Consider the following 14,027-nt stretch of genomic DNA (forward strand, 5'->3'; position numbering starts at 1 on the left):
TCGACATGCGCCCGTGGATCCTGATGAGCGTCCTGCTCGTCGCCCTCGCCTCCACGGCCCAGGCCGCGCCCAAGCCCCGCCTGATGGGCGAGGCCAGGCTGGCCAAGATCCTGGAAGGGCGCACCGCCGGTCCGCCGCTGGACTGCGTCGATCTCAGGTCCGTCGAGACGGTGGAGATCATCGACCGCACCGCCATCCTCTACCGGATGCCCGGCGGCCGGCTCTATGTGAGCCGGCCCGAAGCCGGCGCCGCCGACCTGAAGTGGGATTCAACCCTGACCAGCCGCACCGTCGGCGCGCGGCTATGCCGCTACGACACCATGATCGCCAGCCGCTTCGGCGGGGCGAGCTTCCTGTTGCTGGGTCCGTTCGCGCCTTACGGCAAGGTCGCGCCGTAGGCCTCAGCCCGCGATCAGCGCCGCCCGCTCTTCGCTGGTCAGCGGACGCCAGCGCCCTTCCGGCATCTCGCCCAGGGTCAGCGGACCGATCCGGACGCGGAACAGGTCGACGACCTTCAGCTCGACCAGCTCGCACATGCGGCGGATCTGGCGGTTGCGGCCTTCGCGCAGGACGATGCGCAGGCGCTGGTCCGAGATGACCTCGACCTCGGCGGGGCGCAGCTCGCGGCCGTCCAGCTCCAGACCGAAGCGGAGCAGCTCGATCTTCTCCTCGGTCAGCTCCCCCATCACCGCGACCCGGTATTCCTTTTCCAGGTCCGACTGCGGGCCGATCACCGCCTTGGCCACGACGCCGTCCTGGGACAGCAGCAGCAGGCCGCGCGAGTCCTTGTCCAGGCGACCGATCGGCGGCAGCAGGTCGCCCGACTGCGGATCGGCGCGGGCACGCCGCCCCAGATGTTCTGGCGGGTCAGCAGGCGGGCGGCCGGGATCTGGCCGGGATCCGGCTGGGCCGAGACCACGCCGACCGGCTTGTGGATCATGTAGGTGAAGGTCGATTCCAGCTTGGCCGTGGCGCGGTCGGCCAGGACCAGGGTCTGGCCCGGCAGGATCTTGCGGCCGACGTCTTCCACGACCTCGCCGTCGATCGACACCAGGCCGTCGGCGATCAGGGCCTCGGCCTCGCGGCGCGAGCACACGCCGCTCTGGGCCAGCCACTTGTTGACCCGCTGGGGCTCGTCCTCGTCGTAGGTGCGGGTGAACGCCATCAGAGCATGATCCCGAAAAGTGGGAACCGGTTTTCGGACAGGATCATGCGCCAATCCATCAGCCGAAGCTTTCTTCGAGGCTGGCGAGGCGCTCGGCCTGGTCCTCGGCGATCAGCGGATTGATCACGTCGTCCAGGGCGTCGCCCTCGATGATCCGCGACAGGTTGTAGAGGGTCAGGTTGATGCGGTGGTCGGTCACCCGGCCCTGCGGGAAGTTGTAGGTGCGGATGCGCTCCGAGCGATCGCCGCTGCCGACCTGGCTCTTGCGGGCCTCGGAGCGGGCGCTGTCCAGGGCCTCGCGCTGCATGTCGTAGAGGCGCGCCTTCAGGTTTTTCATGGCCCGGGCGCGGTTCTGGTGCTGCGACTTTTCCGAGCTGGTCACCACCACGCCGGTCGGCAAGTGGGTGATGCGCACGGCCGAGTCGGTCTTGTTGACGTGCTGGCCGCCCGCGCCCGAAGAGCGGTAGGTGTCGATCCGCAGGTCGCTTTCCTTGATGTCGATCTCGACGTCCTCGGCTTCCGGCAGCACCGCGACGGTGGCGGCCGAGGTGTGGATGCGGCCCTGCGCCTCGGTGGCCGGCACGCGCTGCACGCGGTGGACGCCGCTTTCGAACTTCAGCCGGCCGAACACGCCGTCGCCGGTGATCGAGGCGACGATTTCCTTGTAGCCGCCCATTTCGCCTTCCGAGATGCTGTCGATCTCGACCTTCCAGCCGTGCAGCTGGGCGTAGCGCTGGTACATGCGGAAGAGGTCGCCGGCGAACAGCGCCGCCTCGTCGCCGCCGGTGCCGGCCCGCACTTCCAGGATGGCCGAGGCGTTCTCGTCCTTGTCCTTGGGGGCCAGCATCAGGGCCAGCTCGCGCTCGAGGGCCGGCAGCTTCTCGTCCAGGCTCTCGATCTCGTCCTTGACCATGTCGGCCATTTCGGGATCGGCGGCCATGACGTCCAGCTCGGCGCGCTCGGCCGACAGCTTGGCCAGGCGCTCGACGGCCTCGGCGACCGGGCGCAGTTCGGCGTGCTCCTTGGAGAGCTTGACGATCTCGGTCCCATCCGTCGCGGCGCCCATGCGGGCCTCCACTTCGCGGAAGCGGTCGAGAACCTGGTCGAGGCGGGCCTGGGGCAGTCGCAAGGGAGATGTCGCAATGGCTAAGGGATAGGGTCGGTCTTCCTAGTGCTTTTCCCCGCCGAAGGGAATGTTTCCCGCGCGCGAGCAAGGCGGACGCCAAGGGCGCGCTGCTGACGCTCATTGTCATGCGTGGCGATTGAAAACTAACCCAGACGTGCTTAGGTCGCGATGCAGCGCGCGCGGAGAGGTCCGGCGGGCTTTGCGAGGGAAATTTCCATGTCCGTCACCATCCAGACCGTCACCGTGACGTCGCTCACGCGCGGCCTCAAGACGCTGTCGTCTCTGCTCGAAAAGGCCAAGGCCCACGCCGAGGCCGCCGGAACCAGCCCCGACGCCTATGTTCGAGGCGCGCCTGTTCGAGGACATGCTGCCGCTGTCCGGCCAGATCCAGCGCGCCTCCGACTCGGCCAAGGGCGCGGTGTCGCGGCTGACGGGCCTCGAGGCCCCCGCCATGGCCGACGAGGAGAAGACCTTCGCCGACCTGCAGGCGCGCGTCGCCAAGACCCTGGCCTATGTCGAGAGCGTCCCGGCCTCGGCCTTCGACGGCGCAGAGACGCGCGAGGTCGTGGTCCCGGCGGGCACGTTCACGCTGCAGTTCACCGGCCTGGACTACCTGCTGGAGTTCGTGATCCCGAACTTCCAGTTCCACGTTGTCACCGCCTACGACATCCTGCGCCACAAGGGCGTGCCGCTGGGCAAGCGCGACTTCCTCGGCATCGGTCCGGAGCGCCTGAAGGCGGCTTAGGACGGGCCCAAGATGCTCCCTCGCGTTGCGGGGGAGCATCCGCCGCATCAGAACGCCGGCTTCACCTCGATGGACACCAGCTGGCGCGGCGCCCGCGAGGGCCGCAGGTCGCCGTCCACGACCAGGCGATAGGGGCCTTCGCGGTCGTCCAGCCTGTGGCCGTTGACCGTGTCGGCGACCACCACCGGATTGGCGCGATAGACCGGGTCGGTCTCGGCCAGGGACAGCACACTGAAGAAGCCGTCGGCGGCGCGGGCGATGACCACCTGGTTCAGATAGCGCCCCATCAGTCGCTCGCCATGCACCACCCCGGCCTGGGCCAGCACGGCGTTCGAGGCGCGCGCCCTCGTAGGTGACGGCCGCGCCCTTGACCGTGATCGTGGCCTTGGCGCGGGGCAGGGCGGCGAGGTCCTTGGGGCTCAGGGTGACGGTGTCCCGGCCGGCGACCGTGACCTTGAGATCCTGGGCGGCGGCCGTCGTGGCGAGCAGGGCCGTGACGGCGAGGGCGAGCAGCAGGCGCATAGGGGGGTCCTTGTGATGCGTCACCCTATGCCGGCGTCCGTCCCCGCGAAAGCGCCGAGCGCCCGCTCACCCGCGCGACCGCATCGGCGGCGGCGCGGGGACTTGCGCCAGGGCGTCCAGGCTCACCGTCGGCTTGGCCTCATGGCTGACGAACAGCGGATACAGCGAGGCCACCAGCAGCGCCGCCATCACGATATTGAACGTCCGCAGCACCGCCGGCTTGTTCAGGAACGGCCGCAGCCCCTGGCCGAACCCCGCCCAGGCCGCGCTGCACGGCGCGCCGATCAGCATGAAGGTCCCGGCTAGCAGCGGCACGAGGGTCCAACCGCTGCCCTCGGGGGCGTAGGTCGTGACCGCGCCGAGCGCCATGGCCCAGGCCTTGGGATTGACCCACTGGAACGCCGCCGCCTGCAGGAAGGTCATCGGCTTGGCCAGCTCCTTGTCGCTGATCGCGCTGGCCGTTCCGATCTTCCAGGCCAGCCACAGCATGTAGCCGGCCCCGACCCAGCGCAGCACCTCGTGCAGCAGCGGGTACGCCCGGAATACGCCGCCCAGGCCAAGGCCCATGCACAGCACCATGAAGCCCAGGCCGCAGCTGATCCCCAGGATATGCAGCACCGTCCGGCGGAAGCCGAAGTTCGCCCCGGACGCCAGCAGCATCATGTTGTTCGGCCCGGGCGTCCCCGCCGTGGCGAAACAGAACAGCACGTAAGCGAGCAGCAGTTCGGGGGTCATCTCCGGTCTCCCTGACAAGTGTCTCGGTATGGGCAACCGAGGTGTCACGGTGATGATTTCCATTGTATCGTGAGTCAAATTGCATATTGTCATGATGACAATAAACGAGACGCGCGACCGCCTTGGCCTGGACACCGACAATTCCCGATGGCGGCGCCCCGCTGTACGAGCGGCTGGTGGCGGTGCTGCGCGCCGACATCGCCTCGGGCGTCCTGGCCCCTGGCGTACGCCTGCCGCCGCAGCGCGACCTGGCCTATCGGCTGGGCGTGGGCCTGGGCACGGTCACCCGCGCCTATGTCGAGGCCGAGCGGGCGGGGCTGGTCAGCGCCCATGTCGGGCGGGGCAGCTTCGTCAACGCGCCGGCCGAGCACCGGCCCTATGAGCGCGACGGCCCGATCAACCTGGCCCAGAACATCGCCGCCCAGGCTCCGGCCGGGGCGCGCCTGCCCGAGGCCCTGGCGCGGCTGCGGCGGCGTCCGGACCTCCTGGAGCACCTGACCTACGCCCCGCCGGCGGGTCATGAGACCCAGCGGCGAGCCGGGGCGGCCTGGCTGTCGCGGACCAGCAGCTACGAGAGCGTCGACTGGCGGCGGTTGATCTGCTGCGCCGGCGCCCAGCAGGGCCTGGCCCTCGCGCTGGGCGCCGTGCTCTCCCCGGGCGACGTGGTGCTGACCGAGTGCCTGGCCTATCACGGCCTCAAGGCCCTGGCCCTGCACAGCGGCTGGCGTGTTAGGGGCCTGGCGATGGACGCCGAGGGCCTGCGCCCCGACGCGCTGGAGGAAGCGATCCGCGCGACCGGCGCGAAGGTGCTGGCCGTGCTGCCGACCCTGCAGAATCCGACCGGCCGGATCATGAGCCGCGCGCGCCGCGACGCCATCGTCTCCATCGCCCGCAAGCACGACCTGACCCTGGTCGAGGACGACATCTACGGCGCCTATGCCGACGGCGCGCCGCCGCCGTTCGCCATGCTGGCCCCGGAGCGGACCTTCCACGTCTCGGGCGTCTCCAAGACCCTGGCCCCTGGCCTGCGCGCCGGCTTCCTGGTCGTGCCGGCGGCCGAGACCTTCGAGCGGGTGCTGGACGCGGTGCGCGTGGTCAGCTACGCGCCGCCGGCCTTTGGCGGGCTGATCGCCACCCAGTGGATCGAGGACGGCTCGGCCGACGCCATCCTGGCCGAGACCCGCGACGAGGCCCGCGTCCGCATGGCCATGGCGCGGGAGCTCCTGGGGCCGGCCATGGAGACCGTCTACGCCGAGACCGCCCCGCACATCTGGCTGCCGATGAGCGAGCTTGAGGCCGAGCGCCTGGCCGGCCGCGCCCTGCGCGGCGGGGCCGAGGTCACCCCGCCGTCGGCCCCGGTGGTCGAGGCCGGGCACGAGAGCGGGGTCCGGGGTCTGCCTGGGCGCGGTCCCGGACCGCGAGGTCCTGCGCCGCGGCCTGGAGATCGTCGCCAGCGCGCTGTCCAGCGAGGTCTCGGAGCGGTCTAGGGCGGTGATCTAGCCGCCTACCACAGCAGCGTCTTCACCCAGGTCGAGCCGTCCGGCGCGACCGCGACGTTCTTGACCACCACCTGGCTGTCCTTGGCCAGCCAGAAGGTCGTCGGTTTCATTTCGGGGTGGTTGTAGTCGGTGGTCACCACCCAGCAGTCGACCTTGCCGCCGGCCGAGCTGGTCAGGACTTCGCTGCCGGTGACCTTGAACACATAGGCCGCCGGGGCCTCGCCGCCCGGATGGTGGAAGACGATCGAGGCCTCGTAGCCCTTGGCCAGCGGCAAGGCCTGCAGGAACTCCATGTCGGTCTCGAAATTGAAGGCCGGCTGGGGCGAGGCCATGTCGTAGGCGGCCGTTGTGTTGCCCTCCAGATCCTTCAGTCCGACGATCCGGTCGGGCTTGAAGTCGAAGCCTTCGATCTTGGTCTGGCCGTCCTTGCCGGTGACGCGGCGCTCGTGGGCGAACGGCCGGAAGGTGCCCAGCTCGAACCAGCTGTCCAGCTTCTTGACCACGCCCGGCGTCGAGCCGTCCCAGTGCTGGACGATGTGCAGGCGCTTGACCCCGGCCTTGTCGGGCTCGATGCGGATCTCGCGGGTCCAGACGTCCAGCGGCGTGATGGTGTCGCCCATCTGACGGTAGCGCAGATAGCGGTGGGTGGCGGGCTGCAGCTTGTCGAACCGCGCCAGGGGCTGGCCGACGGGAACCGGGGTGACGGCGGCCTGCGCGGAGGCCGCGACGGCGAACGCGAGCGCGGCGCCAGCGGCGACACGAGTGATGAACGACATGGAAGAGCCCCTGAGCCAAGAACGCCGGCATGTGAGGCCAGGCGCGCGGCGGGGCTACTTAAGGTTCGGTAATGCTGGTCAGCACCGCCGCCGCCCGCTCGGCGGGCGTTCCCGGCGCGATCGGGATCAGCGTGTAACCCCGTTCCCGATAAGCCTCTTCGTGCATCGCCTCGAAGCGCAGGGCGTCCTCCGGGCTGATCCGCCGCGCGGCGGTGGGCGTGAAGCCCAGCCCCCGGGCCAGGAACACCCGCCGCTCATAGCGGCTCTCCGTTCTCGCGAGCTCCTCCCGCAGCAGCGGCGAAACCGGATGACCCAGGAACCGCGCCAGCGCCAGGGCGCAGACCGGCGAGCGGTCGAAGAACACGACCTCGCCGACGGCCTGCGTCTCGCGCCGCCGCTGCAGGGTCACGATCGCGTCCACGAAGCCCGGATCGGTCCACGGCTCGGCCACGCCCTCGGCCTGGGCGAGGGCGATCACGTCCGTCGCGGCCTCTTCGACCACGACATGGCCGGCGCGCTCCAGGGCGCGTAGCAACACGGTTTTGCCAGCGCCCGGGCGCCGGTCAGGATGTAGCGATGCATGGGGGATCCTCGCCGCGACGGCGGCGTGTGATCCAAGCCTAGCGCGTCTACAGCGCCTTTTCCAGGATCACGAAATGCAGGTCGCCGCGCTGCGGGACGCCGAAACGCTCGTCGCCATAGGGGAAGGGTTCGGTCTTGCCGGTCAGGCGGTAGCCGCGTCGCTCGTACCAGGCGATCAGGGTGTCGCGCACCGAGATGACGGTCATCTCCATGGTCTTGCCGCCGCGCTCTCTAGCGTGGGCCTCGGCGGCCTCCAGCATCGTACGGCCGATGCCGTTGGCCTGACGCAGCGGCGAGACGGTGACCATGCCGACGTACCAGGCGTCGTCCTCCGAGGGCTGGATCCATACCGAGGCGTGAGGCTTGTCGCCCTCGGCGTCGCGCAGGGTCAGGATGGTGGAGCCGGGGGTGGCGGCGAGGTCGGCGCGCAGGCTCTCTTCATCGGTGCGCTGGCCGCCCAGCAGGTAGCTTTCGCTGGTCCAGCCCTTGGCCGCCAGCTCGCCGCGATAGGCCGAGTTCACCAGGGCGGCGATGTCGGCCAGTTCGTCGTCACGATAGGGCAGGAGCAGGGTCATGCCGGTTCCTTAGGCGGCGAGCGCGGCCATGGGAAGTCTAACGGCCGCGCACTCTGTTCCAGGCGCCGCCGGTCACCCGGCGGACCATGCCCGCCTCGCGCTTGATCATCTCCCAGGGATGGAAGGCCAGGCCCACCGTGTCGGCCATGGCCGCGCCGCGCGCGCCCATCGGCTGTTCGGGGCCGGTGGTGGAGTCGACGGCGGTCTGGTGCTCGATCTCGGCGTTCAGCTCGGCCCCGACCAGGATGGCCATGATCGAGAACCACACCCAGACCATGAAGGCGATCACCGCCCCCAGCGGTCCGTAGGTGGCGTCGTAGTGGGCGATGGTGTTGACGTAGAGCGAAAAGCCCAGGGAGCCGGCCAGCCATCCGGCCGCCGCGGCGGCCGCGCCGATCCAGACCCACCGCCAGCGGGCTCGGGCCCGGCTGGGACCGAAACGGTAGAGCACGGCGAAGGCCGCGGCGGTCATCATCAGCACGATCAGCCAGCGGATCGGCGCCCAGATGTCCTCCAGGGCCGACAGGTGGGCGGCCTTCAACACCATGGGCGTGACGATCAGCACGCCGGACGCCGCGGCCGCATAGGCCAGGGCGAGGAAGGTGAACAGGTAGCTCTGCAGGGTGCGCGGCACGAGGTGGCGTTTCTCCTCCTCGTCATAGGCGATGTTCAGCCCGTCGAAGAGCGTGCGCATGGAGGCGTTGGCGCTCCAGATCGACAGCAGCAGCGAAAAGCCGAAGGCCACGCCCAGCTTGGCCTGGCCCTGGCTGGCCAGGCGCAGCATCTGCTCGCCGACGATCTGGACGACGCTGGGGGGAAAGACGCCGGCCATGTCGCGCAGCTGCGCCTCCACCGTCCGCACGTCGGCGAACAGGCCGTACAGCGACACGAAGGCGCCGATGGCCGGGAAGAGGGCGAGCAGGGTGTAGAAGGTCACGCCGCCGGCCACGGCCGGCAGGCGGTCGACGCCGATCTCCAGCCAGGTGCGCCAGAGGATGTCGCGCCAGCCCAGCAGCGGGATATGGCCGGGATGGCGCGCGGCGCGGCCGCGCTGGGGCTCGGCCTCGTCGAACTGGGCCGGCGGCATGGCGCGGTCCTCCGACAGGCCCGGCGGATCGGCGACCGGCTGTTCCGGGCCCTTCTTACGCGGCAGCACCAGCGGCGCGGCCGCCAGCAGCACGATCCACGGCGCCAGATGGTACGGACGTGACTTAAGCCATTTGAGGATCGGACGCGGCGAAGCGTCGGTCATGAAGCGCTCTCCAGGCCACCAGAACCCCGCGCGGCGAGTCGCGTTCCCGTCCAAGACCTCTCAAGCCTTGCCATGACTCGCGGCGTCCACGATTTTCGCGGTCATGGACGCCCGCATCGCCTCGATCTACCGCCATCCCGTGAAGGGCTTCACGCCCGAGCGGCTGACCGCCGCCACGCTGGAGGCTGGGGCCTGCTTTCCGTGCGACCGGCTGTACGCGGTCGAGGACGGCCCCAGCGGCTTCGATCCCGCCGCGCCGGCCCACATCTCGAAGATGAAGTTCACGGTGCTGGCCAAGATCCCCGCCGTCGCCAAGGCCCGCACGGCCTATGACGAGGCCAAGGGGATCTTCAGCGCCCGCGCCGAGGGCGCGCCCGACTTCGCCGGCGACCTGCGGACGGCCGCGGGCCGCGCGGGTCTGGAGGCCTGGCTGACCGCCCTGCTGGACGGCGAGATCAAGGGGCCGCTGAAGGTTGTCGAGGGGCCGGGCGCCTATCGTTTCATGGACAGCCGCTCGGGCTATGTCTCGATCGTCAACCTGGCCAGCGTGCGCGACCTCTCCCAGCGGGTCGGCCGCGATCTGGACCCGCTGCGGTTCCGCGCCAATCTCTATGTCGAGGGTTGGCCGGCCTGGGTCGAGAACGACTGGACCGGCAGGACCCTGACCCTCGGCGGCGCGACCGCCGAGGTCCTCAAGCCCATCGTCCGCTGCGCCGCCACCCACGTGGATCCGACGACCGCCGAGCGGGACGTCGAGCTGGTGAAGGCCCTGTTCGACACCTACGGCCACATGTTCTGTGGCGTCTACCTGAACGTGACGCGGGGCGGGGCGGTGGCCGAGGGGGATGGGGTGGCGGTGGGCTGACGTCAGCCCAGGTGAAACTTGGCGTCCATATTCTGATGGAGAATGCGGACGATCTCGACCATGCCGCTGACCCTATAGAAGATCACGTGGGAGCCTGCCGAGCGTCGGCGGTATCCGGGACGCAGATTGCTGTCGGGCCAGCCAAGGTCTGGTCGTTCAGCAATCATGCCAATGGCCATGTAGATTTGGCGATGATAGGCGGCGGCCTGCTGGTCGCCCCACCTATTTAGGGAATAGTCCCAGATCTCGTCGAGATCGGCTTTGGCGCGGCGCGAAAGCCGATACCGTGTCATTCCTCGTGGAACCCTGGAGGTGCGGAGGCGGCTTTCAGCTTCTCTTCGATATAGGCGTCGAAATCGAAGTCATCGATGAAGCCGCTTTCTTCGCCTTCGACCAGTGCGGCCCGCAGGGCGGCCAGTTTCGTTTCTTGATCCTCGAGCAACCGCAGTCCCGCCCGCACGACCTCGCTGGCCGAGCCGTAGCGGCCGTCGGCGACTTGGCTGTCGATGAAAGCCTGGAAATGCTCCCCAAGGCTCACGGAAGTGTTCTTGCTGGCCATGTCGCCATGGTACCAAAAACTGGTACTATCTTCAATCTCGCCTACCGGCCTCCGAAACGCTAAATCCCGTTCATGACCCTGACTCTCGTCAAAGCCTGGACCGCCGCCAAGGATCGTCTGAAGGACGCCGGCATCGATCAGCCGTCGATCGACGCGCGCCTGATGCTGGAGGTGGCCGCGGGCGTCACCCGCACCGAGATCGTCACCGATCCCTACCGCGAACTGACGACGGAGCAGCAGGCGACCCTTGAGGATTACCTGGCCCGCCGCGCGCGCCGCGAGCCGGTCAGCCACATCATCGGCCGCAAGGGCTTCTGGAAGATCCTGCTGCAGGTGAACAAGAACGTCCTGACCCCGCGTCCGGAGACCGAGGTCATCGTCGACGAGGTGCTGAAGGCCTTCCCCGAGCAGATGCCGTTCTCGATGCTGGACCTGGGCGTCGGCTCGGGCACGATCCTGCTGGCGGTGCTGGCCGAGCGGCCGGCGGCCAAGGGGCTGGGGGTCGACGCCTCCGCCGAGGCCCTGGCCGTGGCCCGCGACAACGCCGCCAGCCTGGACCTCAACAATCGCGCCGCCCTGATGCACGGCGACTGGACGGCGGGCCTGGGCGATGGCGGTTTCGACGTCGTGGTCTCCAATCCGCCCTACATCCCGACGGCGGTGATCGACACCCTGGAGCCCGAGGTTCGCGACTACGAGCCGCGTCTCGCCCTGGACGGCGGCGGCGACGGTCTGGACGCCTATCGCCTGCTGGCGCCGGAGATCCTGCGGGTGCTGAAGCCGGGCGGCATGTTCGCCGTCGAGATCGGCTACGACCAGTCCAAGGACGTCGAAGCGCTGTTCAAGGCGGCCGGCGCCCAGCAGGTCAAAACGATCAAGGACCTGTCGACGCACGACCGCGTTGTCACCGGGGTGAAAAATCCCTTGGAAACCGGGGCGTGAACCGTTAGACGAAGTCTTGTCTCCTTCCAGATCGCCAGGTGACGGGAAAAGTATACGTTCATGACGCCTAGGCGTTGAACGGATGCGACGCTCCCCTGGCAGGCGCGCCCGGTCCGCCGGTCGCCGCGCCAAAAGAGCAGGGCGGGGGCTCTACGGAAACCAGTGTCTCTGAAACTCAACAGGGTTCGACCCGCTCAGAGACCAGCAAGGCCGGACGCGCCAGCGCAAGACTGACCTCCGGACAGGTTCAGAGAGACCATGAGAGATTTCAAAGGCATGAAGCGCCAGCGCGGCCGCAACAATCGCGGTGGCAGCGGCGGCAAGCCTCAACAGCACAACGCCAACCGCGCTTTCGATTCGAACGGGCCCGAAGGGGTCAAGGTTCGCGGCGCGGCCCAGAGCGTCTACGAAAAGTACCAGCAGCTGGCCCGCGACGCGACGTCGTCCGGCGACCGGGTGCTGGCCGAGAACTACTGCAGCACGCTGAGCACTATTTCCGCGTCCTGCGCGCCATCCAGCCGAATCGTCCGGTGTCCGACATCGTCGGCAAGGACGTCTACGCCGCCTACGAGATCGACTTCGAGGCCGAACCGCCGGAAGAGCAGGAGGTCGCCGAGACCCCCGCTCAGCCGGAAGGCCAGGGCGAAGGCGGCGAGAATGGCGAAGGCGGCGAGCAACGCCGCGACCGCTTCGAGAACCGTGATCGCGACCGCAACCGTGATCGCGACCGTAACTTTGATAACAATCGCGACCGCAACCGCGACGATCGTCCCCGCGACAACAATCAGGGCGAAGGCCGCCGTGACCGTTGGCGTGACCGCGACGACCGTCCTCGGGATGACCGTCCGCGTGATGATCGCCCGCGCGACGACCGGCCCCGTGATGATCGCCCCCGTGATGATCGTCCCCGCGATGATCGTCCTCGCGAAGACCGCTTCCGCGACCGTGACGATCGCCCCCGCGACGATCGTCCGCGTGAGGACCGTCCGGCCGCCGCCGAGGGCGAGCAGCCGCAGGGCGGCGAGGGCCAGGGCGAATTCCGCGAGGGCCGCCGCCGCGGCCGGGATCGCGACCGCAACCGCGATCGCGACTGGCAGCCGCGCGCTGACCGCGACCCGCTGGCCGTGATCGAGCCGGAAGCCTCGCCGCTGCCGATCTCCGACGCCTCGACGAGCGCCAGCTCGCCGGTGCTGCGCGGCCAGGACGGCGCCGTCAGCGAAGCCCCGGCCTTCCTGGGCCGCAAGACCTCGCGCGCCGCCGCCGCCGCTACCGCCGCCGAACCGTCGGTCCCGGCTCCGGCCGCGGAAGGCGAGGAAGCCAAGAAGCCCCGTCGTCGCCGCGCCCCGCGCAGCTTCGAAGCCGGTGAGGGCGCTCCGGCCAGCTCGGAGCCGGAAGAGGCCTGACCGGCCGCTTGAGCGCCAAAGACGTGAAGGAGTCGCGAAAGCGGCTCCTTTTTCGTTGGTGATGACGTCTGGCGCGCGCTGAACGGGCTCGGGCCGGGTCCACATCGGGACGTGTGCGGACGATGGGCCGCGACAGGTCGGAAGGAGCGCAAACTCACCGGGTCCGTCTAGAACCTCTGGCTAGGTCGCGATTCCGACAATAAGGTTGGCTTCGGCAGGGCGGAGCCGGGTATGGCGGAATCGCAAAAGCGTATCTCGCGTGGACAGAAGGCGGCCAAGGTGGCTGCTGTTGACGCGCGCTACAGAGCCATCGTGGACACGGCCGTCGACGCGATCGTCGTCATCGACGAGCGCGGACGGATCGAGGCCTTCAACCCCGCCGCCGAGCGCCTGTTCGGCTATACGGCCGACGAGATGGTCGGCCGCAACGTCCACATCCTCATGCCGGAACCCTATCACGGCGAGCACGACGGCTATCTGGCGCGGTATCGCGAAACGGGCGAGCGGCGGATCATCGGCATCGGCCGGGAGGTCAGCGGCCTGCGCAGTGACGGGACGACCTTTCCTCTGGAGCTCTCGATCGCCGAGTGGAACGACGGCGACAAGCGCTTCTTCACGGGCGTCATGCGTGACGTCACCGACCGTCGGCGCGCCGAGGAACTGCAGCGCCTGATGATCAACGAGCTGAACCACCGGGTGAAGAACACCTTGGCCACGGTGCAGTCGGTGGCCGGCCAGACCCTCAGAAACGCCTCCGACCTGGGCGACGCCCGGGAAGCCCTGACCACCCGGCTGCTGGCGCTGGCGCGCGGCCACGACATCCTCACCCGGGAAAGCTGGGACGGGGCCGAGCTGGCCGATATCGTCGCCTCGGTGGTCGCCGCGCATGGCGAGGCGGAACGATTCTCCGTGGAGGGCCCCCCCGTTCGGCTGGCGCCCAAGGCGACCTTGGCGTTATCGATGGCCCTGCACGAACTGATGACCAATGCGGCCAAGTACGGCTCGCTCTCCAACGAAAGCGGCCAGGTGCGGTTGGTCTGGCGGCGAAGCAAGGCAGACGCTGGCGAGCGGCTGCGCATGACGTGGGAAGAAATCCATGGGCCACCCGTTTCGATTCCGACCCGCCAAGGCTTCGGCACCCGTCTCATCACGGGTGGCTTGGCCCGCGAACTCGGGGGCGAGGTCCGCCTCGAGTACCCGCCGCACGGTGTCGTCTGCGAGATCGACGCCGAGCTCGGCCAGACCGGCCAGTCAAACCGTTTCATCCGCGGCGCGGCCTGA

Annotated in this window: 15 protein-coding genes and 3 pseudogenes; 8 read left to right on the forward strand and 10 right to left on the reverse strand. The window is 69.1% G+C overall.

Annotated elements, in window-relative coordinates; genetic code table 11:
- Positions 1 to 5 precede the first annotated feature (5 nt).
- On the forward strand, positions 6 to 398 hold the full coding sequence (locus ACHMW8_RS13090; protein ID WP_395445768.1) for a hypothetical protein: 393 nt from the start codon (positions 6 to 8) through the stop codon (positions 396 to 398).
- A gap of 3 nt (positions 399 to 401) precedes the next feature.
- Here the strand turns inward: ACHMW8_RS13090 and ACHMW8_RS13095 are convergent.
- Both ACHMW8_RS13095 and prfA read right to left on the reverse strand, forming a co-directional pair.
- A pseudogene (locus tag ACHMW8_RS13095) lies at positions 402 to 1,165 on the reverse strand (pseudouridine synthase).
- A 58-nt stretch (positions 1,166 to 1,223) separates the two neighbouring features.
- Positions 1,224 to 2,294: a peptide chain release factor 1 gene (gene prfA / locus ACHMW8_RS13100; RefSeq protein ID WP_125156006.1), complete on the reverse strand. Its 1,071-nt coding sequence runs from the start codon at positions 2,292 to 2,294 to the stop codon at positions 1,224 to 1,226.
- 334 nt (positions 2,295 to 2,628) lie between these two features.
- On the opposite strand from prfA, the gene ACHMW8_RS13105 reads away from it, so the two are divergent.
- Positions 2,629 to 3,036: a DUF1993 family protein gene (locus ACHMW8_RS13105; protein ID WP_395445769.1), complete on the forward strand. Its 408-nt coding sequence runs from the start codon at positions 2,629 to 2,631 to the stop codon at positions 3,034 to 3,036.
- A 47-nt stretch (positions 3,037 to 3,083) separates the two neighbouring features.
- Here the strand turns inward: ACHMW8_RS13105 and ACHMW8_RS13110 are convergent, their stop codons facing one another.
- Both ACHMW8_RS13110 and ACHMW8_RS13115 read right to left on the reverse strand, forming a co-directional pair.
- Entirely contained in the window at positions 3,084 to 3,362 is a 279-nt protein-coding gene (locus ACHMW8_RS13110) for a hypothetical protein (protein WP_395445770.1), read from the reverse strand.
- 262 nt (positions 3,363 to 3,624) lie between these two features.
- Complete coding sequence (locus ACHMW8_RS13115; RefSeq protein ID WP_395445771.1) at positions 3,625 to 4,293, reverse strand: LysE family translocator; 669 nt, start codon at positions 4,291 to 4,293, stop codon at positions 3,625 to 3,627.
- 122 nt (positions 4,294 to 4,415) lie between these two features.
- On the opposite strand from ACHMW8_RS13115, the gene ACHMW8_RS13120 reads away from it, so the two are divergent.
- Positions 4,416 to 5,780 carry a PLP-dependent aminotransferase family protein gene (locus tag ACHMW8_RS13120; protein WP_395445772.1) on the forward strand — a complete coding sequence of 455 codons (1,365 nt, stop codon included), beginning with the start codon at positions 4,416 to 4,418 and terminating at the stop codon, positions 5,778 to 5,780.
- 17 nt (positions 5,781 to 5,797) lie between these two features.
- On the opposite strand, the gene ACHMW8_RS13125 is transcribed toward ACHMW8_RS13120, so the two are convergent.
- The 4 genes from ACHMW8_RS13125 to ACHMW8_RS13140 all read right to left on the reverse strand — a co-directional run bounded on the left by ACHMW8_RS13125 (position 5,798) and on the right by ACHMW8_RS13140 (position 8,977).
- A complete protein-coding gene (locus ACHMW8_RS13125) occupies positions 5,798 to 6,568 on the reverse strand; it encodes a hypothetical protein (protein ID WP_395445773.1) in 771 nt (256 codons plus the stop codon).
- A 58-nt stretch (positions 6,569 to 6,626) separates the two neighbouring features.
- Positions 6,627 to 7,106 (reverse strand): AAA family ATPase, encoded by a 480-nt coding sequence (locus ACHMW8_RS13130; RefSeq protein ID WP_395445774.1) that lies wholly within the window; start codon positions 7,104 to 7,106, stop codon positions 6,627 to 6,629.
- Positions 7,107 to 7,197: 91 nt separating this feature from the next.
- Complete coding sequence (locus ACHMW8_RS13135) at positions 7,198 to 7,725, reverse strand: GNAT family N-acetyltransferase (protein ID WP_395445775.1); 528 nt, start codon at positions 7,723 to 7,725, stop codon at positions 7,198 to 7,200.
- A 37-nt stretch (positions 7,726 to 7,762) separates the two neighbouring features.
- Positions 7,763 to 8,977: a YihY/virulence factor BrkB family protein gene (locus ACHMW8_RS13140; RefSeq protein ID WP_125156014.1), complete on the reverse strand. Its 1,215-nt coding sequence runs from the start codon at positions 8,975 to 8,977 to the stop codon at positions 7,763 to 7,765.
- 103 nt (positions 8,978 to 9,080) lie between these two features.
- On the opposite strand from ACHMW8_RS13140, the gene ACHMW8_RS13145 reads away from it, so the two are divergent.
- On the forward strand, positions 9,081 to 9,842 hold the full coding sequence (locus ACHMW8_RS13145; RefSeq protein ID WP_395445776.1) for an MOSC domain-containing protein: 762 nt from the start codon (positions 9,081 to 9,083) through the stop codon (positions 9,840 to 9,842).
- Positions 9,843 to 9,844: 2 nt separating this feature from the next.
- Here the strand turns inward: ACHMW8_RS13145 and ACHMW8_RS13150 are convergent, their stop codons facing one another.
- Both ACHMW8_RS13150 and ACHMW8_RS13155 read right to left on the reverse strand, forming a co-directional pair.
- Positions 9,845 to 10,135 carry a type II toxin-antitoxin system RelE/ParE family toxin gene (locus ACHMW8_RS13150; protein ID WP_395445777.1) on the reverse strand — a complete coding sequence of 97 codons (291 nt, stop codon included), beginning with the start codon at positions 10,133 to 10,135 and terminating at the stop codon, positions 9,845 to 9,847.
- Positions 10,132 to 10,401, reverse strand: coding sequence for a type II toxin-antitoxin system ParD family antitoxin (locus ACHMW8_RS13155; RefSeq protein ID WP_395445778.1), 270 nt, complete (start codon positions 10,399 to 10,401; stop codon positions 10,132 to 10,134). Before ACHMW8_RS13155 ends, ACHMW8_RS13150 begins: the two co-directional genes overlap by 4 nt.
- A gap of 72 nt (positions 10,402 to 10,473) precedes the next feature.
- Here ACHMW8_RS13155 and prmC point away from each other — a divergent pair, with 72 nt between their 5' ends.
- From prmC to ACHMW8_RS13175, 4 genes and pseudogenes are all read left to right on the forward strand, one after another.
- Positions 10,474 to 11,343: a peptide chain release factor N(5)-glutamine methyltransferase gene (prmC, locus tag ACHMW8_RS13160; RefSeq protein ID WP_395445779.1), complete on the forward strand. Its 870-nt coding sequence runs from the start codon at positions 10,474 to 10,476 to the stop codon at positions 11,341 to 11,343.
- Between the two features lie 74 nt (positions 11,344 to 11,417).
- Positions 11,418 to 11,597, forward strand: a pseudogene (locus tag ACHMW8_RS13165) (hypothetical protein); the annotation flags it as partial.
- 4 nt (positions 11,598 to 11,601) lie between these two features.
- Positions 11,602 to 12,746: pseudogene (locus ACHMW8_RS13170) on the forward strand (DUF4167 domain-containing protein).
- Positions 12,747 to 12,977: 231 nt separating this feature from the next.
- Positions 12,978 to 14,027 carry a sensor histidine kinase gene (locus tag ACHMW8_RS13175; RefSeq protein WP_125156020.1) on the forward strand — a complete coding sequence of 350 codons (1,050 nt, stop codon included), beginning with the start codon at positions 12,978 to 12,980 and terminating at the stop codon, positions 14,025 to 14,027.

It is taken from the genome of Caulobacter sp. UC70_42, assembly GCF_044056025.1.
GTDB lineage: Bacteria > Pseudomonadota > Alphaproteobacteria > Caulobacterales > Caulobacteraceae > Caulobacter.

Excerpts from the sequence above, each read along its gene's own strand:
- ACHMW8_RS13090 (WP_395445768.1), top strand. The coding sequence starts at position 6 with ATGCGCCCGTGGATCCTGATGAGCGTCCTGCTCGTCGCCCTCGCCTCC.
- ACHMW8_RS13105 (WP_395445769.1), top strand. The coding sequence starts at position 2,629 with ATGTTCGAGGCGCGCCTGTTCGAGGACATGCTGCCGCTGTCCGGCCAG.
- ACHMW8_RS13115 (WP_395445771.1), bottom strand. The coding sequence starts at position 4,293 with ATGACCCCCGAACTGCTGCTCGCTTACGTGCTGTTCTGTTTCGCCACG.
- ACHMW8_RS13125 (WP_395445773.1), bottom strand. The coding sequence starts at position 6,568 with ATGTCGTTCATCACTCGTGTCGCCGCTGGCGCCGCGCTCGCGTTCGCC.
- ACHMW8_RS13135 (WP_395445775.1), bottom strand. The coding sequence starts at position 7,725 with ATGACCCTGCTCCTGCCCTATCGTGACGACGAACTGGCCGACATCGCC.
- ACHMW8_RS13140 (WP_125156014.1), bottom strand. The coding sequence starts at position 8,977 with ATGACCGACGCTTCGCCGCGTCCGATCCTCAAATGGCTTAAGTCACGT.
- ACHMW8_RS13145 (WP_395445776.1), top strand. The coding sequence starts at position 9,081 with ATGGACGCCCGCATCGCCTCGATCTACCGCCATCCCGTGAAGGGCTTC.
- ACHMW8_RS13150 (WP_395445777.1), bottom strand. The coding sequence starts at position 10,135 with ATGACACGGTATCGGCTTTCGCGCCGCGCCAAAGCCGATCTCGACGAG.
- ACHMW8_RS13155 (WP_395445778.1), bottom strand. The coding sequence starts at position 10,401 with ATGGCCAGCAAGAACACTTCCGTGAGCCTTGGGGAGCATTTCCAGGCT.
- prmC (WP_395445779.1), top strand. The coding sequence starts at position 10,474 with ATGACCCTGACTCTCGTCAAAGCCTGGACCGCCGCCAAGGATCGTCTG.
- ACHMW8_RS13175 (WP_125156020.1), top strand. The coding sequence starts at position 12,978 with ATGGCGGAATCGCAAAAGCGTATCTCGCGTGGACAGAAGGCGGCCAAG.